General features: G+C 67.1%; 22 protein-coding genes, 1 tRNA gene and 2 pseudogenes. 13 read left to right on the top strand and 12 right to left on the bottom strand.

Going from position 1 to position 26,438, the window contains the following annotated elements; all coding sequences use genetic code 11:
• The first annotated feature begins 3 nt into the window (after positions 1 to 3).
• Positions 4 to 1,044, top strand: a complete 1,041-nt coding sequence (gene holA / locus ACVJ6E_RS17550; protein WP_120270068.1) for a DNA polymerase III subunit delta — start codon at positions 4 to 6, stop codon at positions 1,042 to 1,044.
• A gap of 27 nt (positions 1,045 to 1,071) precedes the next feature.
• On the opposite strand, the gene ACVJ6E_RS17555 is transcribed toward holA, so the two are convergent.
• Positions 1,072 to 1,623, bottom strand: coding sequence for an RNA methyltransferase (locus ACVJ6E_RS17555; RefSeq protein ID WP_120270069.1), 552 nt, complete (start codon positions 1,621 to 1,623; stop codon positions 1,072 to 1,074).
• Between the two features lie 166 nt (positions 1,624 to 1,789).
• Between ACVJ6E_RS17555 and ACVJ6E_RS17560 the strand changes: the two genes are divergently transcribed.
• On the top strand, positions 1,790 to 2,764 hold the full coding sequence (locus ACVJ6E_RS17560) for an NADPH:quinone oxidoreductase family protein (protein ID WP_120270070.1): 975 nt from the start codon (positions 1,790 to 1,792) through the stop codon (positions 2,762 to 2,764).
• 33 nt (positions 2,765 to 2,797) lie between these two features.
• On the opposite strand, the gene ACVJ6E_RS17565 is transcribed toward ACVJ6E_RS17560, so the two are convergent.
• The gene (locus ACVJ6E_RS17565; RefSeq protein ID WP_120270071.1) at positions 2,798 to 3,601 is read right to left on the bottom strand and encodes an exodeoxyribonuclease III; all 804 of its coding nucleotides are present in this window, start codon (positions 3,599 to 3,601) and stop codon (positions 2,798 to 2,800) included.
• A gap of 252 nt (positions 3,602 to 3,853) precedes the next feature.
• Here ACVJ6E_RS17565 and lysM point away from each other — a divergent pair, with 252 nt between their 5' ends.
• Both lysM and ACVJ6E_RS17575 read left to right on the top strand, forming a co-directional pair.
• Positions 3,854 to 4,291, top strand: a complete 438-nt coding sequence (gene lysM, locus ACVJ6E_RS17570) for a peptidoglycan-binding protein LysM (protein ID WP_120270072.1) — start codon at positions 3,854 to 3,856, stop codon at positions 4,289 to 4,291.
• A gap of 157 nt (positions 4,292 to 4,448) precedes the next feature.
• A complete protein-coding gene (locus ACVJ6E_RS17575) occupies positions 4,449 to 5,171 on the top strand; it encodes a glycoside hydrolase family 25 protein (RefSeq protein ID WP_120270073.1) in 723 nt (240 codons plus the stop codon).
• 52 nt (positions 5,172 to 5,223) lie between these two features.
• Here ACVJ6E_RS17575 and ACVJ6E_RS17580 read toward each other — a convergent pair whose 3' ends face one another.
• From ACVJ6E_RS17580 to ACVJ6E_RS17590, 3 genes and pseudogenes are all read right to left on the bottom strand, one after another.
• Positions 5,224 to 6,552, bottom strand: a complete 1,329-nt coding sequence (locus ACVJ6E_RS17580; protein WP_491676505.1) for an SH3 domain-containing protein — start codon at positions 6,550 to 6,552, stop codon at positions 5,224 to 5,226.
• Positions 6,553 to 6,666: 114 nt separating this feature from the next.
• Positions 6,667 to 6,813, bottom strand: a pseudogene (locus tag ACVJ6E_RS17585) (DUF4236 domain-containing protein); the annotation flags it as partial.
• A 136-nt stretch (positions 6,814 to 6,949) separates the two neighbouring features.
• Positions 6,950 to 8,986, bottom strand: coding sequence for a protein meaA (locus ACVJ6E_RS17590; protein WP_120270075.1), 2,037 nt, complete (start codon positions 8,984 to 8,986; stop codon positions 6,950 to 6,952).
• Positions 8,987 to 9,451: 465 nt separating this feature from the next.
• Between ACVJ6E_RS17590 and ccrA the strand changes: the two genes are divergently transcribed.
• The 3 genes from ccrA to ACVJ6E_RS17605 all read left to right on the top strand — a co-directional run bounded on the left by ccrA (position 9,452) and on the right by ACVJ6E_RS17605 (position 13,139).
• Positions 9,452 to 10,747 (top strand): crotonyl-CoA carboxylase/reductase, encoded by a 1,296-nt coding sequence (ccrA, locus tag ACVJ6E_RS17595; RefSeq protein ID WP_120270076.1) that lies wholly within the window; start codon positions 9,452 to 9,454, stop codon positions 10,745 to 10,747.
• A 216-nt stretch (positions 10,748 to 10,963) separates the two neighbouring features.
• Positions 10,964 to 11,482 (top strand): CAP domain-containing protein, encoded by a 519-nt coding sequence (locus ACVJ6E_RS17600; RefSeq protein WP_208996828.1) that lies wholly within the window; start codon positions 10,964 to 10,966, stop codon positions 11,480 to 11,482.
• Between the two features lie 13 nt (positions 11,483 to 11,495).
• Positions 11,496 to 13,139 (top strand): acyl-CoA synthetase, encoded by a 1,644-nt coding sequence (locus ACVJ6E_RS17605; protein WP_120270077.1) that lies wholly within the window; start codon positions 11,496 to 11,498, stop codon positions 13,137 to 13,139.
• A 22-nt stretch (positions 13,140 to 13,161) separates the two neighbouring features.
• Here the strand turns inward: ACVJ6E_RS17605 and ACVJ6E_RS17610 are convergent, their stop codons facing one another.
• The 4 genes from ACVJ6E_RS17610 to ACVJ6E_RS17625 all read right to left on the bottom strand — a co-directional run bounded on the left by ACVJ6E_RS17610 (position 13,162) and on the right by ACVJ6E_RS17625 (position 18,124).
• A complete protein-coding gene (locus ACVJ6E_RS17610) occupies positions 13,162 to 14,445 on the bottom strand; it encodes a GNAT family N-acetyltransferase (protein WP_120270078.1) in 1,284 nt (427 codons plus the stop codon).
• Between the two features lie 157 nt (positions 14,446 to 14,602).
• The gene (locus tag ACVJ6E_RS17615; protein WP_120270079.1) at positions 14,603 to 16,018 is read right to left on the bottom strand and encodes a lipopolysaccharide biosynthesis protein; all 1,416 of its coding nucleotides are present in this window, start codon (positions 16,016 to 16,018) and stop codon (positions 14,603 to 14,605) included.
• A 165-nt stretch (positions 16,019 to 16,183) separates the two neighbouring features.
• Positions 16,184 to 16,864, bottom strand: coding sequence for a cupin domain-containing protein (locus tag ACVJ6E_RS17620; RefSeq protein WP_120270080.1), 681 nt, complete (start codon positions 16,862 to 16,864; stop codon positions 16,184 to 16,186).
• A 36-nt stretch (positions 16,865 to 16,900) separates the two neighbouring features.
• Positions 16,901 to 18,124, bottom strand: a complete 1,224-nt coding sequence (locus ACVJ6E_RS17625; RefSeq protein ID WP_120270081.1) for an MFS transporter — start codon at positions 18,122 to 18,124, stop codon at positions 16,901 to 16,903.
• A 133-nt stretch (positions 18,125 to 18,257) separates the two neighbouring features.
• On the opposite strand from ACVJ6E_RS17625, the gene ACVJ6E_RS17630 reads away from it, so the two are divergent.
• Positions 18,258 to 19,190, top strand: coding sequence for a LysR family transcriptional regulator (locus tag ACVJ6E_RS17630; protein WP_120270082.1), 933 nt, complete (start codon positions 18,258 to 18,260; stop codon positions 19,188 to 19,190).
• Position 19,191: 1 nt separating this feature from the next.
• Here ACVJ6E_RS17630 and ACVJ6E_RS17635 read toward each other — a convergent pair.
• Positions 19,192 to 19,268, bottom strand: a tRNA-Arg gene (locus ACVJ6E_RS17635).
• 230 nt (positions 19,269 to 19,498) lie between these two features.
• The gene (locus tag ACVJ6E_RS17640; protein ID WP_120270083.1) at positions 19,499 to 20,509 is read right to left on the bottom strand and encodes an AraC family transcriptional regulator; all 1,011 of its coding nucleotides are present in this window, start codon (positions 20,507 to 20,509) and stop codon (positions 19,499 to 19,501) included.
• A 179-nt stretch (positions 20,510 to 20,688) separates the two neighbouring features.
• Between ACVJ6E_RS17640 and ACVJ6E_RS17645 the strand changes: the two genes are divergently transcribed.
• The 5 genes and pseudogenes from ACVJ6E_RS17645 to ACVJ6E_RS17665 all read left to right on the top strand — a co-directional run bounded on the left by ACVJ6E_RS17645 (position 20,689) and on the right by ACVJ6E_RS17665 (position 25,217).
• The gene (locus ACVJ6E_RS17645) at positions 20,689 to 21,129 is read left to right on the top strand and encodes a cupin domain-containing protein (protein WP_120270084.1); all 441 of its coding nucleotides are present in this window, start codon (positions 20,689 to 20,691) and stop codon (positions 21,127 to 21,129) included.
• Between the two features lie 167 nt (positions 21,130 to 21,296).
• A pseudogene (locus tag ACVJ6E_RS17650) lies at positions 21,297 to 22,127 on the top strand (hormone-sensitive lipase); the annotation flags it as partial.
• 51 nt (positions 22,128 to 22,178) lie between these two features.
• Entirely contained in the window at positions 22,179 to 22,637 is a 459-nt protein-coding gene (locus tag ACVJ6E_RS17655; protein ID WP_097174463.1) for a cupin domain-containing protein, read from the top strand.
• Positions 22,634 to 23,869 carry a flavin-dependent oxidoreductase gene (locus ACVJ6E_RS17660; protein ID WP_120270085.1) on the top strand — a complete coding sequence of 412 codons (1,236 nt, stop codon included), beginning with the start codon at positions 22,634 to 22,636 and terminating at the stop codon, positions 23,867 to 23,869. Before ACVJ6E_RS17655 ends, ACVJ6E_RS17660 begins: the two co-directional genes overlap by 4 nt.
• 160 nt (positions 23,870 to 24,029) lie before the next feature.
• The gene (locus ACVJ6E_RS17665; protein WP_491676496.1) at positions 24,030 to 25,217 is read left to right on the top strand and encodes an ABC transporter substrate-binding protein; all 1,188 of its coding nucleotides are present in this window, start codon (positions 24,030 to 24,032) and stop codon (positions 25,215 to 25,217) included.
• Between the two features lie 267 nt (positions 25,218 to 25,484).
• Here ACVJ6E_RS17665 and ACVJ6E_RS17670 read toward each other — a convergent pair whose 3' ends face one another.
• Positions 25,485 to 26,150 carry a hypothetical protein gene (locus ACVJ6E_RS17670; protein WP_147421898.1) on the bottom strand — a complete coding sequence of 222 codons (666 nt, stop codon included), beginning with the start codon at positions 26,148 to 26,150 and terminating at the stop codon, positions 25,485 to 25,487.
• Positions 26,151 to 26,438: the final 288 nt, after the last annotated feature.

Raw genomic sequence — 26,438 nt, forward strand, 5'->3', positions numbered from 1 at the left:
GCGATGGTCGCGCTCAAGGCCGGCGAGATCGACCGTTTCATCGCCGATCCGCCGGCCGACGTCTCCCTGATCCTCGTTTTCGGGCCCGACACCGGGCTCGTGTCGGAACGTGCCCAGGCGCTGGTGACGCGTGCTTCCGGCGGCGTCGACGACCCCTTTTCGCTCGTCCGCCTGGATGCGGGCGAGGTGGTCTCGGACCCCGCGCGGCTGATCGACGAGGCCTCGACGGTGCCGCTGTTCGGTGGCCGCCGCGTGGTGTGGCTGCGCGACGGGGCGGGCAAGAACCTGACGCCGGCCGTCGACCCGCTGTTCGGCGAGCAGCGTGCGGAAAGCGCGCTCGTGGTCATCGAGGCGGGCGATCTCAAGAAGGGGACCGGCCTTCGGGGCAAGTTCGAGCGCGACCGCAAGGCGGTGGCGATCCCGTGCTATGGCGACGAGGTGCGCGATCTGGAGCGTGTCATCGACGGCGAATTGCGCGAGGCCGGCCTTGCGATCAGCCGCGAGGCGCGGCAGGCGCTGATGGGGCTGCTGGGCGCCGACCGGCTGGCGAGCCGCGGCGAGGTGCGCAAGCTCTGCCTTTATGCCTATGGCCGCGAGCGCATCGACCTTGCCGATGTCGAGGCGGTGATCGGCGATGCCTCGGCCTTTGCCGTCGACGAGTTGATCGATGCGGCTGCGCTCGGCGATCTCGGCAAGCTCGACCACGGGCTGGAGCGGCTGTCGGCCAGCGGCCAGCGCGCGGACATGATCGCCTCGGCGGCGCTGCGCCATTTCCAGTTTCTTGCCCGCGCAAGGGCAGAGGTCGACCGCGGCGTGCCGCCGGCCCGCGTCGTCGAGCAGGCGCGCCCGCCGATCTTCTACAAACGGCGGGACCTTGTTTCGCGCGAGCTCTCGCTGTGGTCGGGGGACGATCTGGCCAAGGCGGGCGAGCGGCTGGCGGATGCGGTGGCGGCGGCGCGCAAGTCGCCGGCGCTGGCCGAGGCGCTGGTCGGCGACGTGCTGCTGACGCTCGGCCGGGTGGCGCGTTCGCGCGCCCGGCGCTGAGCCCCTATCCCTCTTTTTCCGTTCGGTTCAGCCGGTCTGGCCGGGGATCTTGCGCCCCGTGCGCATGATCGGCCCGCCGTGCTTGTGCGCCGGCCGGGGAGCCTTCGGGCCTCCGGCCGTCAGCGGGCGCTCGGCATATTGCCCGTGCACCCGGTGGCGGTCATAGAGTACCACGGCGCCGGCAATCGCGATGTTCAGGCAGAACTTCGTCGGGATCTTGATGATGTGCTGGCAGGCCGCCTGCATTTCCGGCGAGAGCGATCCGCGCTCGGGGCCGAGGATATAGGCCGCCTGCAGCGGGTGCATGAAGCTCGGCAGGTCGACCGCCTCGTCGGTCAGTTCGACGCCGACCAGCTGGCAGCCCTGCGGCAGGTCCATTTCCTCGATCGAGGGCCAGTGGAACAGCGGCAGGTGGCCGGTGCTCTTGGAGGTATCGGACGCGGGAGCCTTGCGGATCCTCTTGTCGGCATCGACGGTGAAGAAGAAGCTCGCCCCGAAGGCATGCGCCGAGCGCATCAGGTTGCCCAGGTTCATCTGCTTCGAAATGCCTTCCGCCCCGACGGCGAAGTAACCGCGCATGGTCCTTGCGACCTCCTTGTCGTTGTGCCCGCGAACGGCCGAGCAACCGCAGGTGACCGGAGATAGCGGCTGGGCGCCGCCCTGACAAGATTGACGAGTTTCACGGCTTTTCCGGACCTTGATCCCGTGCTAGGCGAAACTTGGGGAAACATTGGGGGAAACTTGTGTGAAAGCCGTTTTGTGCGAACGCCTCGGCGCGCCCGAGGACCTTGTCCTGCGGGACATCGAGATGCCGTCGCCCGGGCCGGGCGAACTGCTGGTGGAGGTGAGCGCGGCGGCGCTCAACTTCTTCGACACGCTGATCATCGAGGGCAAGTACCAGTTCCGGCCCGAGCTGCCGTTCTCGCCGGGCGCCGAGTTTGCCGGCCGGGTGCTGGAGACGGGCGAGGGGATCGAGGCCTTCGAGCCGGGCGACCGGGTGATGGGCTATGTGCGATGGGGCGCGGTGCGCGGCGCGGTGATCGCCACTGAGGACGATCTGGTCGCCCTGCCCGACGAGGTCTCCGACGAGGCGGCGGCCGGTCTTTCGGTCACCTACGGCACCTCGCTGCATGCCTTCCGCGATCGGGCGCGGCTGGAGCCGGGCGAGACGGTGGCCGTGCTAGGTGCCTCGGGAGGCGTCGGTCTTGCCGCGGTCGAGATCGCCAAGGCGATGGGCGCGCGGGTGATCGCCTGCGCCTCCAGCGCGGAAAAGCTGGAGCTGGCCCGCGCCCACGGCGCCGACATCCTGGTCAACTACACGCAAGAAGACCTGAAGACGCGGCTTAAGCAGCTGACCGATGGCAGCGGTGTCGATGTGGTCTACGACCCGGTCGGCGGAGATCTTGCCGAGGCGGCGCTGCGCGCCACCGGCTGGCGCGGCCGCTATCTGGTCATCGGCTTCGCCGCCGGCCAGATCCCGAAGCTGCCGCTCAATCTGGTCATGCTGAAGGGCTGCGACGTGCTCGGCGTATTCTGGGGCGATGCCATCGTGCGCGAGCCGGAGGCGCATCGCGACAACATGGAGCAGCTGCTTGCCTGGATGCGCGAGGGGCGGATCCGGCCGCACCTGCATGCGGTCTATCCGATCGAGGAAACGGCAAGGGCGCTGCGCGAGCTTGCCGACCGCAAGGTCCAGGGCAAGGTGATCATCCGCCCATAAGGGCAAGGCGTGCCAAGGAGGCTGGAGGCGGCTTCAAGCCTCCAGCCGCACCAGGACCGGCGCGTGGTCGGACGGTTGCTGCCAGCCGCGGGCATCGCGCAGCACCTGCATGGAGACCGCCTGGCCGGCCAGTGCCGGGTTCGCCCACACATGGTCGAGCCGGCGGCCCTTGTCGGCGGCCGACCAGTCCTTCGCGCGGTAGCTCCACCAGGTGTAGAGCTTTTCCTCCAGCGGCACGAAGGCGCGCATCACGTCGGTGAGGCCCGCAGCGGTGCGCACTGCCTCCAGCTTCTCGCATTCGATGGGCGTGTGGCTGACGATCTTAAGCAGCTGCTTGTGCGACCACACATCGTGTTCGTAGGGCGCCACGTTGAGATCGCCGACGATCATGGCGTTGCCGGAGATCGAGGCGAAGCGGTCGGCCATCTCGTCGAGAAAGGCGAGCTTGTGGGCGAACTTGTCGTTGATCTCGGGATCCGGCTCGTCGCCGCCGGCCGGCACATAGAAGTTCTGCAGCGTGAAGCGGTCGCCGGCAAAGGGAATGCCGGTCGAAAGATGCCGGCTGTCGCCCTTGGTGCAGTAGTCGATCCGCTCTTCGTCGAGGAACGGGCGGCGGGAGATCGTCGCGACCCCGTGATAGCCCTTCTGGCCCTTGATCGCGATATGCTCGTAGCCGAGCTTGCGGAAGGCGGAGAGCGGGAAGTTGCCGTCGGCGCACTTGGTTTCCTGCAGGCAGATCACGTCCGGCGCATGGTCGAGGATCAGCTTCTCGACGATCGGCAGGCGCAGCCGCACCGAGTTGATGTTCCAGGTGGCGATGGTCAGGCGGTCGGTCATGGGCGATCCGGATCTGGGCAGGACGGGACGGAGCCTGGACGGCTTCCTGCCTGATTGCCAGTTGCGGACCCGGCGTGCAAGGCCGGGCTTTCGCGCGCGAGGCGGATTTGTGTGCTGCCTGTCACATGAATTGGCGCTTGCGGGCGGTAATGACTGGGGCCGACACTGGTGTCGAAAGGCGCGGCACATGCCGCGTCGTTTGAGTGGGCACGGCACGGGCCGTGCTGAGGCAGGACAAAGGGGAGCCGTCACATGGGCTTTTTTGATTTCGTGAAGGATGCGGGCAAGTCCCTGTGGGGCAGCGACGAGCCGGAGGCCGATGCGGCTGCAGCCATCGAGAAGGAAGTGGCCGCGCTCGGTCTCGACGGCGACGTCAAGGTCGAGGTGTCCGGCGACACGGTGAAGATCGCCGGCGCGGCCCCGACGCAGGAAGCGCGCGAGAAGCTGATCCTGGCCGCCGGCAACGTGCTGGGCGTCGCCAAGGTCGAAGAAGAGATCGCGGTCGCGGACAGCGCGCCGGAAGCCGGCTTCCACACGGTGGAGAAGGGCGACACGCTGTGGGCCGTTGCCAAGAAGGCTTACGGCGACGGCTCCAAGTACACCGCCATCTTCGAGGCCAACAAGCCGATGCTGTCGGATCCGGACAAAATCTACCCGGGCCAGGTGCTGCGCATCCCGCCGCTCGGCTGAGGCTTTCGGGACGTTTCGATCACGATCTTGTGAGGCCAAACCGTAAGGTTTGGCCTCATCTCATTTTCGCTTCGCTCAATTGGTAAGCGCTTCCTTAACGCTTTGGCCATAATGTCCGGTCCCGGTTGAAAGGGGGCTTTGGACCAAAGAGAGAGCGATGATTGCGCGCGTGCTGATCCTGTTCTGTACCCTGTTTATGGCGTCCTGCGCGGCCTTCGACTTTCCGGATCCGACACCGGAGGACTTCGCCATCCATGGCATCGACGTCGCCCGCTACCAGGGCGATATCGACTGGCACCGGGTGAAGCGGGCCGGCACGGAGTTCGCCTGGATCAAGTCGACCGAAGGCGGCGACTATCTCGATCCCAAGTTCATGGACAACTGGGTGCAGGCCAAGGCGGCCGGCGTGCCGCGCGGCGCCTATCACTTCTACTATTTCTGTCGGCCGGTGGAGGAACAGGTTGCCTGGTTCATCCAGAACGTGCCGGTCGACCCGGACGCGCTGCCTCCGGTGCTGGACATGGAGTGGAACGCCCATTCGCGCACCTGCCGCGACCGGCCGCCGCGCGAACAGGTCATCCGCGACATGCGCTACTTCCTGGAGCGGGTGGAAGCGCATTACGGCAAGCGTCCGGTGATCTACTCCTCCGTCGATTTCCACCGCGACCGGCTGGTCGATGCCAAGCACAATTACGATTTCTGGCTGCGCTCGGTGGCAAGCCACCCGGACCGCAAGTACGAGAAGCGGCAGAACTGGGTGTTCTGGCAGTACACGGCGGAAGGCCGCGTCGACGGCATCAACGGCAATGTCGACCGCAACGTCTTCTTCGGTACCCGCTCGCAGTGGCGCCGCTGGCTCAAGGGCGAGCTGCAGAAATAAGTCTGACGGCCGGACAGGGCGAGGGCGGCAAAGGGCGCTGAGGCTGGGGCAGTTAATTGCCAACAAGAAACTCGCTGGACATCCAGCCGGTCATTCCCGTCTGTGTCTCTACATTGCTCCAGCCGTCCCTTTGGCCAAGACGTTTGACCACGCCCCCCTTGGGGACTGTCATCAGTATATTCGTAAGGGTGCTGGGTCCTGCGCGCAGATTTACGGCTGTCTTGGTAACCAGAAGAGGGGCGTCCGCCTCTCGGTTTTCGGAAGGCTGACTTTCGATGTGGGAGGGTGCTTGCGTAGCCGCGGGAGGTTCGGTGTCTGATGTCGCCGCCGGTACAACGATGGTTGCTGCCGACCCCTGGCCGGTGTCGATGGCTGCCCTTTCCGGTATGAGTGCGGCAAGAAGCGGAAGGCCGAGGAGAAGCGCAAGCGCGGTAAGGATCAAGCGCCTTGCCGTTTTGCTTTTTCTTGGTGGCAGGTGAGGTTGGATCAGCTCCTGTGAGGTGGGCTGTCCGTCCGGCTCTGGAATGAGCGATGCGTCGCTCGTTCTACCTCTGGGCAGCCTGGCGAGTTGACGGCATCCGTTTTCGAGCCCCAAACCCTTGCCCGCTTGCGAAAACTCCACGAGCTCGTTGAGGCCCGTCGCGCTCCGCAGTTGGATGCTTTCGTAAAGGCAAATCGGCAGCTGACGGTTGTCCCGAAACCGACGATCCGGTCCTCCGTTTTTGTTGGGGTGTTTCCAGGTTTGGCCAACGACCTGGGCGTCCGCGGGCACCGCGCCATCCTCGATGAAGCGGCTGTTGCTCCTGTGCACCCTCAGGTCGTTGTAGGGGACCGCGCCGAAGCGCGAGCCATCCTGTACTAGTATGGTGTCCGGCATGAAGAACAGGGTCTGCTTTCCAACGCCGAGGGCGGGTGGCGTCAGGTTGCTCTTGATCACATCGGGCAGCGAGTAGGAAAGCGATGTTGGTTTCCGTTTCACCAGATGAGACGCACCGGCATTGCGCTTTCTCGTGACATCGCTCGTAACGGCCCCGCTTTCCTCAATGTGCCATTTGCCTTTGCACGCCTGCAGGCTATCGAAACCCTCGACCAATTGCCGATAAGCAACTTCTGCATCACCCTCGAGGTCGTAGTAGAGGACCGAGCTTCGGCGATAGGAATCGAGCCAGCGTCCGATCATCCAGCCCGGGATTGCAGCCAGTCCGAAGAGAAATCCAGCGCCTCCAGACGCGAATCCGGCGAGGAGCGCGACGCCTATCGCGGTCCAGCAGAATGCGGACGACATTTTCATTTGTCCGCTTTTGCGATTGATCTCGTCGAGCAGGTGCCCGAACGTTTCGTCGCGCATTCCGAGAACGTCGGCAGACTCGATCTCGATCATCTCGACATCGTCCGAGCCGGTCGCCTCGGGTGCCATGTCCGGACGGAGCGCTGGCGGCGAGTTACGTTCTGCCGAGCTGGTCCCGGCCGGCTTTATGGAAGATCTGTAATAGAGGCCGCCCCGTCCGGCATGAATGTAGTGACCGCGTGGTCCCGTGCCCACGCGCAGGCCTCGAACGCCCACCGATAGACCCACACCGCCCTTGGAAAAATTGAAACGAAACGGGCCCGCAGATACGGATTTGCGAATATAAAAAGGCAATGTCTGTTTCCCCCCGGAAACGAGCGGACAACGCCACTCCGGCGGGAAGTTTACAACCGCACTCGAACGCGGTTAAGCCCGGGAAAGGCCTTAGAGGGCGAGACGCGGCAAGGAAGCCCCTCTCGCCCCAATCCCTTCACGCAGCCGCTTCCGCGCGTGAGCCGACGATCTCCACCACTTCCTTCATGATGTCGGTAAGCTGGAAGTTCTTCGGCGTGTAGACAGCGGCAACGCCCATCGCCCGCAGACTGGCGGCGTCTTCCTCGGGAATGATGCCGCCGACGACCACCGGGATATCGTCGATGCCGGACGCGCGCAGGCGGTCCATCACGTCGCGCACCAGGGCAAGGTGCGAGCCGGACAGGATCGACAGGCCGATGACGTGGACGTCCTCCTCCAGCGCGGCGTTGACGATCTGCGCCGGGGTCAGGCGGATGCCCTCGTAGACGACTTCCATGCCGCAGTCGCGTGCGCGCACGGCGATCTGTTCCGCGCCGTTGGAATGGCCGTCGAGGCCGGGCTTGCCGACCAGGAACTTCAGCCGGCGGCCGAGCTTCGCCGACACGCTCTCCACCGCTGCCCGCACCGGGGCAAGGTCCTCCGCGTCGGCGCGCGCCGCCTTGCCGACGCCGGTCGGGGCCCGGTATTCGCCGAACACCTCGCGCAGTGCCGCGCCCCATTCGCCGGTGGTGACGCCGGCCTTCGCCGCCGCAATCGACGGCTCCATGATGTTGGTGCCCTCGCTTGCCGCCTGCTTCAGCGCGGCGATGGCGCCCGCCACGGCACCTTCGTCGCGCGCCTCGCGCCAGGCCTTGAGCGTGGCAATGGCGTCCGCCTCCACATGCTCGGGCACGGTCAGGATGCCGCCGTCCTCGCCGGTGGCGAGCGGCGAGGGCTCGCTTTCGGTGAAACGGTTGACGCCGACCACCACCTGCTCACCCGCCTCGATGGCGGCAAGACGGGCGGCGTTGGAGGCGACCAGCGCCTGCTTCATGTAGCTCGATTCCACCGCCGCGACGGCGCCGCCCATCTCCTCGATCCGGGCGAGCTCCTCGCGCGCCTCGCTCTTCAGCGCCTCGACCCTTTCGCCGATCACCGAGGAGCCGTCGAAGATGTCCTCGAACTCCAGCAGGTCGGTCTCGTAGGCAAGGATCTGCTGCACGCGCAGCGACCATTGCTGGTCGAAGGGGCGCGGCAGGCCCAGCGCCTCGTTCCAGGCCGGCAGCTGCACCGCGCGGGCGCGGGCGTTCTTCGACAGCACCACGGCCAGCGCCTCGATGAGGATGCGGTAGACGTTGTTTTCCGGCTGCTGCTCGGTCAGCCCGAGCGAGTTGACCTGCACGCCGTAGCGGAAGCGGCGGTAGCGCTCGTCTTCGACGCCGTAGCGGGTCAGGCAGATCTCGTCCCACAGCTCGGCGAAGGCGCGCATCTTGCAGATCTCGGTGATGAAGCGCATGCCGGCATTGACGAAGAAGGAGATGCGGCCGACCGCCTGCGGGAAGTCGCCCGGCGGGATCGCCCCCGATGCCTTCACCTCGTCGAGAATGGCGATCGCGGTCGCCAGCGCGAAGGAGAGCTCCTGCACCGGCGTCGCCCCGGCTTCCTGCAGGTGGTAGGAGCACACGTTCATCGGGTTCCACTTCGGCATGGCGCCGTAGGTCCAGGCGATGACGTCGCGGGTCAGCCGCAGCGAGGGCGCGGGCGGAAACACATAGGTGCCGCGCGACAGGTATTCCTTGATGATGTCGTTCTGCGTCGTGCCGGCCAGTTCGGCCCGGTCGGCGCCCTGCTCGTCGGCGGCCGCGACGTAGAGCGCCAGCAGCCAGGGAGCCGTGGCGTTGATCGTCATCGACGTATTCATCTGTTCCAGCGGGATGCGGTCGAACAGCGCCCGCATGTCGCCGAGATGGGCAATCGGCACGCCGACCTTGCCGACCTCGCCGCGCGCCAGCGGATGGTCCGGGTCGTAGCCGGTCTGGGTCGGCAGGTCGAAGGCGACGGACAGGCCCGTCTGGCCCTTGGCGAGGTTGCGGCGATAGAGCTCGTTGGACTCCTGCGCGCTCGAATGGCCGGCATAGGTGCGGAAGATCCAGGGCCTGTCGCGCCGGGCCGGTGTCGCCCCGCCCGCGCTCTTCGTCGCCGGTTCCGTGCCGGGGGTCGCTCTGTCGCCCATGGAAACACTCCTCGCAAGCTTCGTGCCCGCGGCGGTGCCCAATGGGGTCCGCATGACCGGGCATCTTCCTGATTTTCCTCAAGCTCCTCGTCCTGAGACGGGGCGCCATCCTCCCGAAATCAAGCGCGCCTCCCGCGCCCGCAACGCACTATTTCTAGGTGCGATGCAAAAACACTCTTGGGCAAACGCGCCAATTAAGCAATAGTCCAATAGCGGAACGCCTGTTTTTGGTACGATAGTTTCGCGAGGGGGGCGTATCTTCCTCTTTCGGAATGATGCGTCGCAGCAATCGGCCGCAAGGGACGGGCGGTCGACGACCTCGCGCCGGCAACGATCCGGGCCTCCGCCGGACGGGCGGACGGGACGCCGGAGAGGACGCGGGGGGCGAAAACCTGAAAGGCGGTGCGGCGGCGGTCTCGGCCCTTGCTGCACCTGCCGGCGACATAACGGGAGGACATGCGCGATATGGGCAATGCTCAGCAGGCAAACGACAATCGCGAGGCGGAGGATCGCCCGGTGAAGGACCTTTACGAGATCGGCGAGATCCCGCCGCTCGGCCATGTGCCGAAGTCGATGTATGCTTGGACCATCCGGCCCGACCGGCACGGGCCGCCGGAAGAGGCGATGAAGCTGGAAGTGGTTCCCACCTGGGAGCTCGACAGCAACGAGGTTCTGGTCCTCGTGATGGCGGCCGGCGTCAACTACAACGGCATCTGGGCCGGTCTCGGCGAGCCGATCTCGGTCTTCAAGGTGCATGACGAGGCCTATCACATCGCCGGATCCGATGCCTCGGGCATCGTCTGGGCGGTCGGCTCCAAGGTGAAGCGCTGGAAGGTCGGCGACGAGGTCGTCATTCACTGCAATCAGGACGACGGCGACGACGAGGAGTGCAACGGCGGCGACCCGATGTTCTCGCCGACCCAGCGGATCTGGGGCTACGAGACGCCGGACGGCTCGTTCTCGCAGTTCTGCCGCGTGCAGTCGCAGCAGCTGATGCCGCGTCCCAAGCATCTGACCTGGGAGGAGGCGGCCTGTTACACGCTGACGCTGGCCACTGCCTACCGCATGCTGTTCGGCCACGCGCCGCACCAGCTGCGCCCGGGCCAGAACGTGCTGGTGTGGGGCGCCTCGGGCGGCCTCGGCGTCTTCGGCATCCAGCTGGCGGCCGCGGCCGGGGCCAATGCCATCGGCGTCATCTCCGACGAGGACAAGCGCGACTACGTGCTCTCGCTCGGCGCCAAGGGCGTGATCAACCGCAAGGACTTCAACTGCTGGGGCCAGATGCCCAAGGTCAACTCGCCTGAATACAACGAGTGGCTGAAGGAGGCACGGCGCTTCGGCAAGGCGATCTGGGAGGTCACCGGCAAGGGCAACGATGTCGACATGGTGTTCGAGCATCCCGGCGAGGCGACCTTCCCGGTCTCCTGCCTGGTGGTCAAGCGCGGCGGCATGGTGGTGTTCTGCGCCGGCACGACCGGCTTCAACCTGACCTTCGACGCCCGCTATGTCTGGATGCGGCAGAAGCGCATCCAGGGCTCGCATTTCGCCCATCTCAAGCAGGCCTCGGAGGCCAACAAGGCGGTCATCGACCGGCGGATCGATCCGTGCATGAGCGAGGTCTTCCCGTGGGAGGACATCCCGCGTGCCCACACCAAGATGTGGAAGAACCAGCACGCGCCCGGCAACATGGCGGTGCTGGTCTGCGCGCCGACCACGGGCCTGCGCACGTTCGAGGATGTTTTGGCGGCAAGCGAACGCTGACCCCTCGAGAACCGCTCTTCCAGGCTCCGCCGCGGGAGGTTTTCCGCGGCGGGGTCGTGGGCGGTTCGCCCATCAACGCTTTCTCAAGGGGAGGGGCCTATCCTTGCGCCCCTGACCATGGCCGGCACGAGCGGGCAGCATGGTCAAAGGGCGCCGCGCGGCCGCCGCCCTTCATTTTTCCTCGCCCCGCGCCGCGCGGGACGCTATGAGACTCCCATGACCTTTCGGCTTCGTATCGGCTGTGTCGCCCTTGTCGGGTTGCTTGCCGCCGCCTGCATGCCGGAGCGCAACGTCGTTCCGCCCTATTACAAGGACCTCGCCCGGGTCGACGCATCCGTCGATGCGGCCGCGGCGCAGCAGATGATCACCAGCTATCGCCAGTCCAACGGCGCAGGCTCGCTCACCATCGACCCGTCCTTGATGCAGGTGGCGCAGAAGCAGGCCCTCGCCATGGCCCGCGCCCAGGACATCCAGGCCTCGCTTCAGCGCGGCAACAGCCTTGCGGTGCGCCTTGCGGCCGCCGGCGAGGAAAAGACCTATGCGGTGGAGAATGTCAGCGCCGGCTACCGGACCGTCGCCGAGGCCTTTTCCGGCTGGCGCGATTCGCCCAAGCACAATGCGGTGATGCTCGACGGCAAGGCGACCCGCATGGGCATCGCCACGGCCTACGCGCCCGGGTCCCGGCACAAGGTGTACTGGTCGCTGGTGCTTGCCGGGCCGGCCGGGCAGCCCTGAGGCGGCTTGAACGATGCTGGAGCGCGCCGAAAGCTACGAGGCACTCGTTTCCGGATTCCGCTGGCGGATCCCGGCGCGCTACAACATCGCCGATGTCGCCTGCAGCGCTTTTGCCGCCCGCGCGCCCGAGCGCGAGGCCCTGCTGCATCTTCGCGAGGACGGCAGCATCGAGCGCTGGACCTATGGCCGGCTCGAAGAGGCGTCCTCGCGGCTTGCCAATGCCCTGAAGGCACAAGGGATCACCCGCGGCGAGCGGGTGGCATTGCTGCTGCCGCAGTCGCCGCAGACGCTTCTCAGCCATCTTGCGGTCTACAAGCTCGGCGCCGTCGCGGTGCCCCTCGCCAATCTGTTCGGTGTCGACGCGCTGCGTTACCGGCTCGCCGACAGCGGCGCGGCGGCGGTGATCACGGATGCGGCCGGGCTTGCCAAGCTGTCGGAGATCCGCGACGAGCTCGGCATGCTGCGCGTGATCGTGTCCACGGACGGCGCGGCGCCCGGCGCCCTGTGTTTCGACACGCTGGTGGCGCAAGGGGCGGCTTCCTTCGATTGCGCGGAGACCGGCCCGGACGATCCGGCGATGATGATCTACACCTCCGGCACGACGGGCCAGCCCAAGGGCGCGCTGCACGGCCACCGGGTGCTCGCCGGCCATCTGCCCGGCATCCAGATGGCGCATGAGTTCCTGCCGCAGCCGGGTGACCTGTTCTGGACCCCGGCCGACTGGGCCTGGGCGGGCGGGTTGCTCAACGCGCTGTTGCCGGCCTTGACGCTCGGCGTGCCGGTCGTCTCCTATCGTTTCGAGAAGTTCGATCCCGAGCGGGCCTTCGCGCTGCTCGAGCGGTTTGCCGTGCGCAATGCCTTCATCCCGCCGACCGCGCTGAAGATGATGCGTGCGGTGGCCAATCCGCGCGCGCGCTTCGATCTGGCGCTGCGCACCGTCGGCTCCGCCGGCGAGGCGCTGGGCCGGGAGACCTACGACTGGGCGCGCGAGGATCTCGGCCTCACCGTCAACGAGTTCTACGGCCAGACCGAATGCAATGCGATCCTGGCCTCGTGTGCGGCCCTCGGCGTCAGCCGGTCGGGCGCCATCGGCAAGCCGGTGCCCGGTCACGAGGTGGCGGTGATCGGCGAGGACGGCAGCGTCCTGGCGCCGGGCGTGCAGGGGCAGATCGCCGTGCGCCGGCCCGATCCGGTGATGTTCCTGCGCTATTGGGGGCAGGACGAGGCAACGCTCGGCAAGTTCATCGGCGACTGGATGACCACCGGCGACCAGGGCGTGGTCGACGAGGACGGATATGTCCACTTCGTCGGGCGCGACGACGACATCATCACCTCGGCCGGCTATCGCATCGGCCCGGGCGAGATCGAGGATTGTCTGCTGTCGCATCCGGCGGTGGCGCTGGCTGCCGTCGTCGGCAAGCCGGACCCGCTGCGCACGGAGATCGTCAAGGCCTTCATCGTGCCCACCTCTGGCATTGCGCCCGACACCGCGCTCGAGGAGGAGATCCGCGACCATGTCCGCACGCGGCTATCGGCGCATGAATATCCTCGGGAAATCGCCTTCGTGGACGAACTGCCGATGACCACGACGGGCAAGGTCATCCGCCGCCTGCTGCGCGAGGAAACGGTGCGCGGCGGCCTGGAGACCGAGGAGTAATCCTCCCTCCCGATCGCGCGGTTCAGCCGCGGCCCTTGCGCACCCTGGCCAGCAGCGCGCGCGCCAGTTTGCGAAGCCGGCGATTGGCGGCGATGTCGAGCCGGGCAAGCGCGCCGCGCAGGGCGCCTCCTGTTCCCTTCGAGACCACCAGCGTGGCGAAGGGCACCGAGCCGCGCCACAGCGGCGCGATCATCGGATGGTCCGGAATGGCAAGCGAATCCGCGTCGGAAAAGCCGGCTTCGTCGAGATTGCGACGCATCGCCCGGCGGGTCAGCTGCGCACCCGGCGAGAAACGCGCAAGCTGCTCGTCATAGGCGATCTTCCAGGAAAACGTCCGGTCACGGTCGCGCACCGTCACCAGCATGGCGGCCGGCGCGTTCCCTGCGTCCAGCGTGTCGATGCGCACCTGTCCCCTTGCGGCCAGCGAGGAAATGAAGGCGCGGGCAAAGGCCGCGCGCTCCGGGGTGCTCGCGAGCGCGGTTCCGCGCCGTCCCTTCCATCCCGAGGCTTCCAGAGCCAGAAATCTCTCGAAGGCTTCCCCGACGCTGGCGGGATCCGTCAGGCTGTCGAACCGGGCCGTGGCATTCGCCTCCTCCAGCCGGCGCAACTGGCGATCCAACTCCCTGCGGCGGCGGGTTCCGATCTGGCGGAACTGCTCTTCGCCGGCCGGCCCCGCGGAGTGACCGGCGCGCACGGCCCTGGCGGTGCGGGCCACGCGCCAGCCCGCTTGCCGGGCGAGGTCGTCGAACAGCTCGCTGACCGGCCCGTCGGTGCGCAGATAGGGGACAAGGAAGGTCTGGGTGCCGAACTCCAGTGCCGCCTTGTCCAGCAGCAGCGACAAGGTGGCGCTGTCGGCGGAGGGGGCAAGCAGGGGAGTGCCGAGCGGACCGTAGTCGCTGGCGCAGGCGCTGGCCACCGGAACGAAAAGACCGGCGCGGCGGCGCAGAAAGGGCGCAAGGGCAAGAAAGCTGCCGTCGCCGGCATCGCGCACGGCGAGGATGCGCACGTCGCCGGTTTCCATATGCGCCAGATAGGGCAGCAGGAAATCGGGCCCGAAGAAGGGGTTCGGCTCCAGCGTGGTCTCGGCGAGCGCGCGCCACTGCGGCAGATGGGCTTCGGCCTCGCTGGCGCGAAAGACGAGGGCGTTCATCGTCCGCTCCTGGTGCTGGCCCCTGGATGCCGCCGAGGCCGGCTGGCGCGGGTCCTTGCGACGGCGGGCGCGTGCAGCGGATGGGCGTGCTGCCTGCTCGGCGCCGGATCCCGTCGTGCGCGTGCCGTCGGCCCTGTCGTCTTCGGCGATTGCCATTGCGGCTCCTTTGCCCGCCGGCCTGCCGGTCCCGATCCCTGTCGGGGGCAACCGTCGGTTTCAGAGGCAGAAGATGCCACAGAGCGGGGACAATTGAAGCTGCTTCGTTCAGCCTTGGTTAACCCTGCCGGGACGTGGGCGGGCCGGGCACCCCGTGTCACGGTGCAGCCTGCGGGGCGCGCGGGGCGAGGATAAACGGGTCGACGCCGAGATGGCGGCGCGCCTGGTGGCGCAGGGCGCAGGCCTCGAAGATCATCGCGCCGGCGGTGGCGATGGCCGCGCCGTTGATGCCGAGCAGCGGGATCAGGGTCATGTTGAGCGCAAGGTTCAGGACGAAGGCGAGGGCATAGATCCGGGCGCAGCGTCCCTGCTGGTCCGCCATGGTCAAAAGCGCGTCGGCCGGACCGACGCAGGCACGGGCGAGCACGCCGGCCAGCAGGATCAGCATGGCCGGATAGCCGCTGATGAAGTCCGGACCGAACAGCGACAGCAGCAGCGGGCCGACGGGCACCAGCAGCACGCACATGGCCAGCGTCGGCCAGAAGGTCCAGCGGGCGGTGTCGGCGACGAAGGCGCCGAGCTCCGCGCGCGCGCCGCCGTGATACAGGTGCGAGTAGCGATGGGCGGTGGCCGAGCGCACCGCGAAATAGACGAAATGGGCAAGCGCCGGCGTCTTGGACGCGGCGAAGTAGATCGCCACCTGATGCGGGTCCTCCCACAGGCTGACCATCACCACGTCGGCGCTGGTGATCAGCTGGAAGAAACCCTCCACCAGCAGGATCGGCAGCGAGATCCGCAGCCAGTCGCGAAAGGTCCAGTCGCCGCGCAGCAGGCGGCCTGCCGGGGCGGGCGGCAGGGAGCGGGAGAGAACCAGCATCTGCACCAGCGCCACGCCCCAGGTGGCGAGGATCGTGATGATGCAGGCATTGGTCGCAGTGGCGGGAACGCCGGCCCAGATGGCAATGGCCATGCCGGCGAGGATCGCCAGCGGGCGCCAGATGAAGGTCGGAAGCATGGCCAGAAGCGGCCAGTCGTGGGCGCGGGCGATGCCGTCCTGGATGCTGCCGATGGTGAAAAGCGGCAGGCAGACGGCGCCCAGCGCCAGCGGCAGTACGTAGTGGGAGGCGATCAGGTCGCCGGCGAGCCACACGGCCAGGATGCCCGCAAGGGCGATCCCGGTGGCGGCAAGGCCGCCCGCCAGCCGGCTGCCGACAAGCAGCGCGCGGAGGCGGCCGTGGTGTCCCTGCGCCCGGTATTCGGGTATCAGCCGCAGCACCGAGGACGAGAAGCCGAGCGGTGCGAAGATGCCCAGCACCACGACCAGCGTCCAGACAACGACGTAGATTCCGTATTCGTGGCCGCCCATCAGCCGGGCGAGGATGACCTGCATGACATAGGCGAGCACGGCGCCGAGCACGCGGATCGCGAACACCGACAGCGCCATGCGCTGGGCGCGCGAAGTGTCCGGTTCGCCGTTGAGGATACGCTCGCAGCGGGCAAGCACAGGCTGCACGCGCGCGAAAAGGGCGGCGGGCAGGATCCTTTCGGCCCATGTCACAGGTGACAGGCGCAACGCCGGGAGCTCCTTCTCGGGTCAACCGCGAGAATCTAGCCCGAGGGGCTTAATTTTCCGTGCGGTTCGCGTGCGGGAGCAAGGGTATGGGCACATGGCGCGCGGTGCGCGAGGCGTGCAGGATCACAATCCGGTGATCGGTCGTGCGGGCGAGCGTATCGCCGCTCAGCCGGGCATCGCCAGCACGTCCGGGTGCTGCAGCGGGGCGTGCTTCAGCCACAGGCATGCGCCATCCGGGCCGGTCGTCGCCGCGAAGTCGATGCCCGCCGGCAGGCGGCACCAACTGCCGGCGGAAAGCGGCTCGCCATCGGCCTGAAGGTTTCCGGAAATGACGAGAATCTCAAGGCCTTGCGGGTTCTCGACCGCAACGGCCGTGTCGCCCAGCCAGCCCTCGATCGCAACCCGCTCGGCCGCATCGGCAAACAGCAGGCGGGCGGCGGCGGCCCCTTTGCGCAGCGGGGCGGGATCGCCCTCGCCGGGGCGGTGGACGATCTGGGCGGTGTCGGACCCGCGAAACTGCCAGAGCCGAACGAAGATGACGCAGCCTTCGGCCGAGGCGGGGCTGTGCGCGGTGCCCGGGGGATTGCGGAAGTAGCTGCCGGCCGGATAGTCGCCGTGCTCGTCCTGGAAGGTTCCCTCCAGCACGAGGATCTCTTCGCCGCCGTCATGGGTGTGCGCGGGAAAGGCGCTGCCGGGCGCGTAGCGCACGAGGGAGGTGGCGCGGGCGATTTCCCCGCCCACCCGGTAGAGCATCTTGCGCTCGACGCCGGCGGCGGGACTGGCGATCCAGTCGAGCTCAGCCGAATGGACCGTTACCGGTCGGTCGAGATCGTCGTTGATGCGCATCGCGTCGTTCCTGTCCGTAGGCGGCTTGCCTTCCGGTCAGCCGCGCGCGGGGGAAAAGCTGCGCGAGACGGCGATGGCGATGAAGGCAAGGGTCAGCGGCACGAAGGATAACCACAGAACCGTGCTCCAGCCATAGGCCGTGAGCAGGCCGCCGGAGAGCAGCGAGCCGAAGGCCATTGTGCCGAACACGACGAAGTCGTTCAGCGACTGGACGCGGGTCTTCTCTTCCGGCCGGTGGCATTCCAGCACCATGGCGGAGGCGCCGATGAAGCCGAAGTTCCAGCCAAGGCCCAGGAGGACAAGCGTCACCCAGAACTGGGTCACCTCGACGCCGGTCAGCCCGACGACGGCCGAGGCGCCGATCAGCGCAAGGCCGGTGACGACGATGGTGGTCGCGCCGTAGCGGGTGATCAGGCTGCCGGTGAAGAAGCTCGGCGCATACATGGCGATGACGTGCCATTGCAGGCCGAGATTGGCGGATTCCTGCGACAGGCCGCAGAGCTGCATGGCGAGCGGGGCGGCGGTCATCAGGAAGTTCATCAAGAGATAGGAGACGACGCCGCAGGCCACCGCCACGATGAAGCGCGGCTGGCGGGCGATCAGGCCGAGCGGCCGGCCGCCAGCGCGTTCCGCGGCGGTCGGCTTGGGCAGGCGGATGCCGGCGAGGATAAGTGCGGAAAGCGCTGCCACGCCCGCCTGCGCCAGGAAGGTGGCGGCGAACATGTAGGGCATCCACAGATACATGGTGTGGGTGACCAGCTGCGGGCCGATGACGCCAGCGAAGACACCGCCGGCCATGACCAGCGACAGGGCGCGGGGCCGCTTGTCGGCCGGCACGCAATCGGCGGCGGCGAAGCGGAAGGAGAGGACAACCGCCGCATAGGCGCCGCCGAAGAACGTCGCCGCGCAGAACAGCCAGAACGAGCCGATGATGACGGCGAGCGCTGCCAGCAGGCCGACCAGGACACCGCAAACCGTACCGGCAAGGAAGGCCGCGCGCCGGCCGTAGCGCTGGGCGATGGCGCCGGAGGGCAGGGTGCAGGCGGCCATACCGACGACGAAAATCGTGATCGGCAGCGTCGCCAGTGCCGGGGTCGGTGCCAACGTATGCCCGACGATCGCGCCGGTGGCGAAGACCACGACGGAGTTCGCACCAGCCAGCGCCTGAACGATGGCGAGGCGAACGACGTTGCTGCGGGCGTACGGGTAGAGGGACGAGTGCTCGGAAGGAGCGGGCTGGGCCGCCGCGGCGTCGGACATGAGGGCTTGAACCTGACTGGTGGGCAAAATCCGGCACGCAAAATGGATGCGCCGGGCGTTGACCATCGCATAGCAGATCGGGAATATGAGCAGAAATGATGATAATTCACACATGGATGAAGGGCTCGCATAAATGCTCGACCGGCAACATCTCGTCTTCATCCGCGAGGTCGTGCGGGCGGGCAGTGTGACCGCCGCGGCGGCGAGGATGAACCTCAGCCAGTCGGCGATCAGCCATGCGGTCTCCAAGCTGGAAAGCCGCTACGGAATCAAGGTCTGGCACCGAAAGGGGCGCAGCCTGCAGCTGACCCGTGCGGGGGAATATCTGCTGCGGCTGGCGGACCGCCTGGTGCCCGAGCTCGACCACGCCGAGCAGGTTCTGGCGGACATCGCGCAAGGCCGGCGCGGGGCGATGCGCATCGGAATGGAGTGCCATCCTTGCGAAAAATGGCTGATGCGGGTGACGGGGCCGTTCCTTGTGTCCTGGCCGGACGTGGATATCGAGATCCGCACCGCCTTCCGCTTCGACGGCATCGCGGCGCTGGCGGCGCACGAGATCGACGTCCTGGTGACGCCCGATCCGGTGAACGTGCCGGACCTGGAGTTCGAACCGGTCTTCGACTACGAGCTGAAGCTGGCGGTGCGGGCCGATCACCGGCTGGCCCGGCGCGCCTTCATCGAGCCGGCGGACCTGTTGGACGAGGACCTCCTGACCGTACCGGTTTCGGCCGAACGCCTTGATCTGTTTACCCGTTTTCTCATTCCGGCCGGCTATCGCCCGCGGCGGCGGGTGACGGTGGAAAGCGTGGAGCTGACCTTGCAGATGGTGATGGCGGGGCGGGGAGTAACGGTGCTGCCGGACTGGCTGCTGGCCGAGAGCGCGGCGGGGCTGGACCTTGCCCGGATCGGGGTCGGACGGGAGGGGCTCGGCAAGAGCATCAATATCGGCGTGCGGCGGGCAGAACTTGCGACCGACTACCTGCAGGGCTTCCTGGAGATCGCCCGTCGTGTCGGCCCGGCCGAGGCCCTGGCCCCGCAGGCGGCCGAAACGGCGGCGCGGGGATAGGTGGTGATCCCGACAGGATTCGAACCTGTGACCCTCAGATTAGGAATCTGATGCTCTATCCTGCTGAGCTACGGGACCATGCTGCCTATGCGGCGGGGACAGCTGCGCCATCCTGCCGGGCTTGATAGCAAACTGGCGTGAAAAATCAATTTCCTTGGTGCGGGGCGTTTTCGGTGGGGGCGGGGACAGTGCAGGGCCTCTCCCCGCGCCGGGACGCATCGAAGCCGTCTCGAATTTTGCGCAGGATTTTGCGAAATCCCGTCTCAATCTCGCGAAATTTCGATTTTTGCCTCTCGAACCGGCCGGTCTCAGCTGCCGGCGGTGCGCAGGCCCTGCCGATCGCTCGGAGAGTGGCCGAACCGCTCCTTGTAGTCGCGCGAGAAGCGGCCGAGGTGGGAGAAGCCGCATGAGAAGGCCGCCTCGGTGACGCTGGGCGCGTCGCGATGGGCGAGCAGCTGGTAATGGGCGGTGTCCAGCCGGGCGTTGCGCAGGACCTGCATCGGCGACAGGCCGAAGACCCGCTGGAAGCCCTTCTGGAGGGTGCGGACATTGATGCCGGCGGCGCGGGCGATGTCGGCCAGCGTGATCGGCTCGGCGAGATTGGCGTGGATGTAGTCGAGCGCTAGGCGGATCGCCCGGGGCCGCGCCTGGCTGTCGGCGCGCTCGATGATGTGGGTGATGTTGCTGCGCTGGAGCATCAAGAGGGCATGGGCGAGGTCGTGCTCGGCACGCAGGTCGCCGCCGCCGAGCGGGCGATGGAACAGGCGGCCGCCCTCCACCGCCTCGACGCAGGCGGTGACCATACGGTGCAGCTGTCGGCCCTGCGGCGAGGTCAGGTCGACCTTCATGTCGAAGCGGATGGGGCCGGGCAGCGGTGCGCCGACGAGATCGCGCGCCACGTTCTCCAGATGGGTGCGGTCGATCTGCACCAGCACCTTGCTGCAGCCCTCGCCCCAGTCCAGCCGCGCGGTGCGGTCCGGGTTGAGGATCGCCGCCGCCTGGGGCGTCGCCGTCATCTCCTCGCCGCGATGCTGGACGCGAGTGCGGCCCGACAGCGGAAGGTGGAAGAGATAGAAGGAGCCGAGCAGGCCCGGATCGATGCTGACCTCGGCGCCGTAGGAGAGATAGTTGACCGACAGGTTCAGCCCGCGCACCGCATTGTGGCGGACGGACAGGTTGGAGCGGCGGTTGCCGATCTCCAGCCGGTGGTCGCAGAATTTCTGGCCGACCCGATGGCGGGCCTCGTCGAGGTCGCTGGTGCGCAGCACCGGATGGCTCGCGAAGTACTCCCTCGTCGGCAGTGTCCGTTCGGCGGTCATGGCGTTCCCCGGGGCTTTAGCCTCTCAGGACATGATCAACGCAAGTTCCCTCTGATATTTCAAGTCTAAAATATTTCGCCGCAACACGCGTTCGTTTTCTGGATAAGGGATTTTGCGGTTCCGGTGCAGGCTCGGCTGAACAAAAACGCAAAAACCCCTGTCCAGACGGAGCCTCGACGATGCAACCTGGCGTGACAAAGGCCGAGACCGGCCTCAACGGACATTCCTGGAACGTGGTGGGGCACACCTATGTGCCCAAGCTGAAGAGCGACGACGCCTTCATCTGGCATGCGACGATCCCGGACGGGACTTTCGTTCCGCCGCACATCCATCCGACCCAGGACGAGTGGATCTACCTGATCGAGGGCAACCTGGAGGTCGAGTTCGGCGCGGACGTGGTGCGTGCCGGGCCGGGCGACACGGTGCGCATGCCGATGGGCATCGCCCACGGCATCTTCAACCGCTCGGGCAAGACCGCACGTTGCGTCTTCGGCGTGTCGCCGGCGCGCAAGCTCTACGAGCTGTTCACCGTGCTGGACGGGGTGAAGGACCCGGCCGAGCTGGTGCGCCTGTCGGCCCTGCACGAGGTCGACTTCCTGCCGCCGCCGGAGGGTGCCTGATCACAGGCCCGGCCGCTGGCGTGACCACAGACGCGCCGGGCCGGGAAGCGGGCGGCGTGCTGCGCCGCCTTATCGCCCGGCTGATTGGCCCGGCGGCGGGCGGTTCGCCCGAGGCCGTGCCGCCGCGCCCGCCGCAGTCTTCACCCGAGATCCAAGACGCGAGACCCATGCCCCTGCTGCCCCCCGCCCGAGACTGGGACGACGCCTTCGCCAACATGGCCCATGTGGCGAATTCGCACGAGCTGCCCGGCTTCTGGTCCGCGCGTGCGGCCGAGTACCGTGCCGCCATGCAGGCGGCCGGCCACCGGCTCGACCTCGACATCGCCTATGGCGCGCATCCGCGCGAGACCTACGACATCGTCTGGCCGGAAGGGACGCCGCGCGGCCTCGCCGTCTTCGTGCATGGCGGATACTGGATGCGGCTCGACAAGTCCTACTGGACGGACTTTGCCGAAGGGGCGCGGGCGCGCGGCTGGGCCGTGTGCCTGCCGAGCTACACGCTGACCCCGGAGGCGCGCATCTCGCAGATCACCGGACAGATCGCCCGGGCGATCGCCCATGCGGCGGCGCGTGTCGACGGGCCGATCCGCCTGTCGGGCCACTCGGCCGGCGGCCATCTGGTCACCCGCATGGTCTGCGCCGACAGCCCGCTGGAGAAGGGCGTGCGCAATCGCATCGAGCACACGCTGTCGATCAGCGGCCTGCACGACCTGCGTCCGCTGCTGCACACGGGCATGAACGACACGCTGCATCTCGACCTTGCCGAGGCGCGGGCCGAAAGCGCCGTCCTGGGCGAGCCGGGGCTGGCGGCGCCGCTGACCTGCTGGGTGGGCGGCGGCGAGCGGCCCGAATTCATCCGCCAGGCGAAGCTGCTCGCCGACATCTGGGGCGGGCTGGACGTGCCGGCGCGCGCCCATATCGACGGCGAGCACAATCATTTCACGGTGCTGGAGGCCCTGAAGGACCCGGCATCGCCGATCACCGACGCCTTTGTCGGCTCCCCGGCGGGGGCTGCGGGGGCGCGCAAGACAGAACGGAGAAAGACCGCGATGGAGCCCGGAATCGTCAAGTCCCGCGAGAGCCTGGACCAGATCCGCTGGAACATCCTGGGCCAGACCTACGTGCCCAAGCAGATGACCGAGGAGTGCTTTTCCTGGCATGCCTCGCTGCCGCCCGGCACTTTCGTGCCGCCGCATATCCACCCGGACCAGGACGAGTTCCTCTACATCCTGGAAGGGCGCTTCACCTTCCTGCTCGACGGGCAGGAGGTGATCGGCGAGCCGGGCGACCTCGTCAAGCTGCCGCGCGGCGTGCCCCACGGGATCTTCAACAAGTCCGAAAGCACCATCAAGACGCTGTTCTGGGTGACGCCGACCTTGCAGCTCTACGACCTGTTCTGGGCGCTGCACAACATGGGCCCGGGTGCGGATCCGGCCGAGATCGTCGCGGTCTCCGCCGCCCATGCCATCGATTTCCTGCCGCCGGAAGACAGCGGGGCGGGACAATGACCGTCCTCATCGCGGGCGCAGGCATCGGCGGGCTCACCACCGCGTTGATGCTGCACGAGCGCGGCATCAAGGCCACGGTGGTGGAGCAGGCGCCGCAGGTGCGCGAGGTGGGCGTCGGCATCAACACGCTGCCGCATTCCATCGCCGAGCTGGCGGGGCTGGGACTGCTGGACCGGCTGGACGAGGTGGGCCTGAGGACCCGCGAGCTGCGTTACCTGACCCGGCAGGGCCAGGAAGTGTGGCGCGAGCTGCGCGGCCTGCATGCCGGCCACAAGTTCCCGCAATTTTCTATCCATCGCGGCCGGCTGCAGAAGGTGCTCTACGACGCGGCCGTCGAGCGGATGGGCAAGGACGCGGTGCTGACCGGGTTGCGGCTGTCCGGCTTCGTGCAGGACGAGGCCGGCGTCACGGCGCATTTCACCGATGCGGCCGAGGGCGTGACCTCGCGCACGCTGCGCGGCGAGGTGCTGATCTGCGCCGACGGCATCCACAGCATGGGGCGCAAGCGCTTCTATCCCAACGAGGGCCCGCCGAGCTGGGCCGGCGTCGTGATGTGGCGCGGGGCGGCCGAATGGCCGGTCTGGGAGGACGGCGAGACCATGGCGATCGCCGGCGGTCTCGGCGCCAAGCTGGTGCTCTATCCTATCGCCCCGGCCAAGGACGGCCGGCAGCTGATGAACTGGGTGGTCAATGTGCGCGTTGCCGACGGCTCGGTGTCGCCGCCGCCGCCCGAGAGCTGGTCGCGCCAGGCGCCGCTGTCGCGGGTGCTGCCCTATGCGCGGCGCTTCACGGTTCGCGGTTTCGACGTGGAGGCCCTGGTGCGCGCCAGCGGCACGATCTTCGAATATCCGATGGCGGACCGCGACCCGCTGCCGCGCTGGACCCATGGCCGGGTGACGCTGCTCGGCGATGCCGCGCACCCGATGTATCCGGTCGGCTCCAACGGGGCGGCGCAGGCGATCCTCGATGCCCGGTGCCTGGCCGACCATATGGCGGCGGCCGAGCATCCGCGCGAGGCGCTGTACCGCTACGAGGAAGAGCGGCTGCCGAAGACGGCGGAGGTGGTGCGCACCAACCGGCGCGGCGGACCGGAGCGCGTGATCGACGAGGTGGAGCGGCTGAGCCCGCGTCGCTTCGACCATATCGACGATGTGCTGTCTTACGAGGACCGCAAGGCAATCGTCGAAGGATATGCCAAGATGGCTGGCTTTGCCGCGCGCAAGGCGGGCTGAGGCACGAGACAGAACCGACAAGAAGACACGAGACGAGAAGAGACGACAGAAGAAGACCGGCGGACGGGAGGCCGGCAGGACGATACGGCAGGCAGGGGCGCAGGGCGCCTTGATGCCGCCAGAGGCAAATCGACCCCGGCAAAGGGGCGAGAAGAGGGGAATGACCATGACTTGCACGTGGACGCGTAAACTGACCGGCCTTGCCGCGGGCGTCGCGCTGGGCGCCTTGATGAGCTCGGCGGCGCTGGCCGAGGATATCAAGATCGGCATGGTGGTGACGCTGTCGGGCCCGCCGGCCGCGCTCGGCCAGCAGATCGTCGACGGCTTCCAGCTGGCGCTGGAGCAGAACGGCGGCAAGCTCGGCGGCCAGTCGATCAGCCTGGTCGTCGAGGACGACGAGCTGAAGCCGGACGTTGCGCTGCTCAAGGCGCGCTCGCTGATCGAGCGCGAGCAGGTCGACTTCGTCGTCGGCACCGTGTTCTCGAACATGCTGCAGGCGATCTTCAAGCCGGTGGTCGAGGCCGAGACCTTCCTGATCAGCCCGAATGCCGGCCCCTCGACCTTCGCCGGGCGCAACTGCAACCCGTATTTCTTCGTCACCTCCTACCAGAACAACCAGCCGGCCGAAGTCAGCGGCATGATCGCGACGGAGGAGGGCTTCAAGAACGTCTTCGCCATGGTGCCGAACTACCAGGCCGGCAAGGACAATATCGCGGGCTTCAAGCAGGGCTTTGACGGCACGCTGGCGGACGAGGTCTACACCCCGCTCGGCCATCAGGACTTCTCGGCCGAGATCGCCCGCATCTCCACTTCGGGCGCCGACGCGCTGTTCACCTTCATGCCGGGCGGCATGGGCGTGCGGCTGGTCAAGCAATTCGACGCGGCCGGCCTGTCCGGCAAGATGAAGTTCCTCTCGGTCTTCACCACGGACGAATCCACGCTGCCGGGCCAGCAGGACGCCGCTGTCGGCTTCCTGTCCGCCGGGTCCTGGGCGCCGGATCTCGACAACGAGACCAACAAGGCCTTCGTCACTGCCTTCGAGGAGAAATACGGCTATGTGCCGGGCTCCTATGCCGCCCAGTCCTATGACGCGGCGCTCTTGATCGCCAGCGCGCTGGAGAAGACCGGCGGCAATACGGACGACAAGGAGGCCATGCGCAAGGCGCTGGAGGCGGCCGAATTCGCCTCGGTGCGCGGCAAGTTCTCCTTCAACACCAATCACTATCCGATCCAGGACTTCCACATGCTGACGGTGGTGAAGCGGGACGACGGCAAGTACGCCACGTCCTTCGTGCGCAAGGTCGTCTCGGACTACAAGGACAGCCTGGCCCAGGACTGCAAGATGTAAGCAGCTTCCGCCGGCCCTTCCGGCGGGGATGGCGACTGGCGCGCGCAAGCTGGCAGTCATCCGAATCTGAAGTTCGTCAAGTTTCACGGCATGCGCCGTACGAACTTCAGATTCGACAGGATGACTGGCAAGCATATGTTTCCAGTGTGGTTTTCGAATTTGACATACGCTCTGTGGGCGCTGCCTGACTGAGGCGTATGTCAAATTCACCACACTGGGGCTTGCGCGCGTTTTTTTGGGGGGCACCGACGCCCGAGCGGCGCAGTCTCAGTCCAAGACGACCGGGCAGCGCGTGAGGTGCCAGTCTTCCGACAGGCGTCGCTGATCGAGGGCGCGCTTCAACCGGTCGCTGATGAAGAAGTGCTTGTAAATCGACTTGTCCCACCAGATGTCCGGCCCGTGGAGCGCGCTTTCCGAGAAGAATAGCAGTGGCGGCCGTGAATGAACGATATCAATGCGCCATCTCCCTTGCGACATCGCATCGATGCCCTCTTTGTCGGATCGCTCCTGCAGAAAGGCGTCCTTCCTGTTGCCCTGGCTGAGATAGAAGAACGCGCCCGGCATGGGCGTCTTGCCGTCCGGATGCCACAGGCGCACGGGATAGAGCGCGCCTTCGCCCATGTCGAAGCGCCGCACCACCTCGGCGCTTTCGCCCGCCAGGAAGATGAATCCGTTGGAGAAGATCTGCGGTGCCGGCTGTTCGTGCGCCGGTGGGTAGTGCTCGGGACGCGGATAGTTGTCGGCTGGAAAGCGGTCCTGCGGCAGGAACCATCCGACCTTTGTCTGCCGCATCGACTTCAGAACCGGCTCAGGCTCAATGCCACCATGCTCGAAACTTTCGGCAGATCTCCACGCCCGACCATTTTCGCTGAGATCATGCCCCTGAACGAGCCAGATGCACGGCTCACTTGGGTGTCCGCCGTCCGCGCCCAATAGGTCTCTCCCGCTTCAGTTGTTCGCAAGATTTCCCGTCTTCATATACGAGAGGCCGTCGGTGCAACCAGTCGGAATCTTCCCGCAAGGGGGGCGCATCTTCCGGTGGCAAACTGCTTAGCCGGGTTGCGATGGCGGGCGGGCCGGGGCTAGGATGGGCCATCGACCGAGTGGCAACTAGGGATCCGGGCACATCGCCGCAGGACCGAGCGTTGCAGAAACCGGGGGAGTTCCCCGGCTGCACCCAAGGGACAAAAGCCCAGGGGAGGAGACGTCGAGATCAACCGC

Source organism: Stappia sp. G46H5W, from assembly GCF_058448995.1.

Excerpts from the sequence above, each read along its gene's own strand:
- lysM (WP_120270072.1), top strand. The coding sequence starts at position 3,854 with ATGGGCTTTTTTGATTTCGTGAAGGATGCGGGCAAGTCCCTGTGGGGC.
- ACVJ6E_RS17575 (WP_120270073.1), top strand. The coding sequence starts at position 4,449 with ATGATTGCGCGCGTGCTGATCCTGTTCTGTACCCTGTTTATGGCGTCC.
- ACVJ6E_RS17620 (WP_120270080.1), bottom strand. The coding sequence starts at position 16,864 with ATGCGCATCAACGACGATCTCGACCGACCGGTAACGGTCCATTCGGCT.
- ACVJ6E_RS17555 (WP_120270069.1), bottom strand. The coding sequence starts at position 1,623 with ATGCGCGGTTACTTCGCCGTCGGGGCGGAAGGCATTTCGAAGCAGATG.
- ACVJ6E_RS17565 (WP_120270071.1), bottom strand. The coding sequence starts at position 3,601 with ATGACCGACCGCCTGACCATCGCCACCTGGAACATCAACTCGGTGCGG.
- ACVJ6E_RS17660 (WP_120270085.1), top strand. The coding sequence starts at position 22,634 with ATGACCGTCCTCATCGCGGGCGCAGGCATCGGCGGGCTCACCACCGCG.
- holA (WP_120270068.1), top strand. The coding sequence starts at position 4 with ATGGTCGCGCTCAAGGCCGGCGAGATCGACCGTTTCATCGCCGATCCG.
- ACVJ6E_RS17665 (WP_491676496.1), top strand. The coding sequence starts at position 24,030 with ATGACCATGACTTGCACGTGGACGCGTAAACTGACCGGCCTTGCCGCG.
- ACVJ6E_RS17580 (WP_491676505.1), bottom strand. The coding sequence starts at position 6,552 with ATGATCGAGATCGAGTCTGCCGACGTTCTCGGAATGCGCGACGAAACG.
- ACVJ6E_RS17625 (WP_120270081.1), bottom strand. The coding sequence starts at position 18,124 with ATGTCCGACGCCGCGGCGGCCCAGCCCGCTCCTTCCGAGCACTCGTCC.
- ACVJ6E_RS17645 (WP_120270084.1), top strand. The coding sequence starts at position 20,689 with ATGCAACCTGGCGTGACAAAGGCCGAGACCGGCCTCAACGGACATTCC.
- ACVJ6E_RS17610 (WP_120270078.1), bottom strand. The coding sequence starts at position 14,445 with ATGGCAATCGCCGAAGACGACAGGGCCGACGGCACGCGCACGACGGGA.
- ACVJ6E_RS17655 (WP_097174463.1), top strand. The coding sequence starts at position 22,179 with ATGGAGCCCGGAATCGTCAAGTCCCGCGAGAGCCTGGACCAGATCCGC.
- ccrA (WP_120270076.1), top strand. The coding sequence starts at position 9,452 with ATGGGCAATGCTCAGCAGGCAAACGACAATCGCGAGGCGGAGGATCGC.
- ACVJ6E_RS17640 (WP_120270083.1), bottom strand. The coding sequence starts at position 20,509 with ATGACCGCCGAACGGACACTGCCGACGAGGGAGTACTTCGCGAGCCAT.
- ACVJ6E_RS17600 (WP_208996828.1), top strand. The coding sequence starts at position 10,964 with ATGACCTTTCGGCTTCGTATCGGCTGTGTCGCCCTTGTCGGGTTGCTT.
- ACVJ6E_RS17605 (WP_120270077.1), top strand. The coding sequence starts at position 11,496 with ATGCTGGAGCGCGCCGAAAGCTACGAGGCACTCGTTTCCGGATTCCGC.
- ACVJ6E_RS17630 (WP_120270082.1), top strand. The coding sequence starts at position 18,258 with ATGCTCGACCGGCAACATCTCGTCTTCATCCGCGAGGTCGTGCGGGCG.
- ACVJ6E_RS17590 (WP_120270075.1), bottom strand. The coding sequence starts at position 8,986 with ATGGGCGACAGAGCGACCCCCGGCACGGAACCGGCGACGAAGAGCGCG.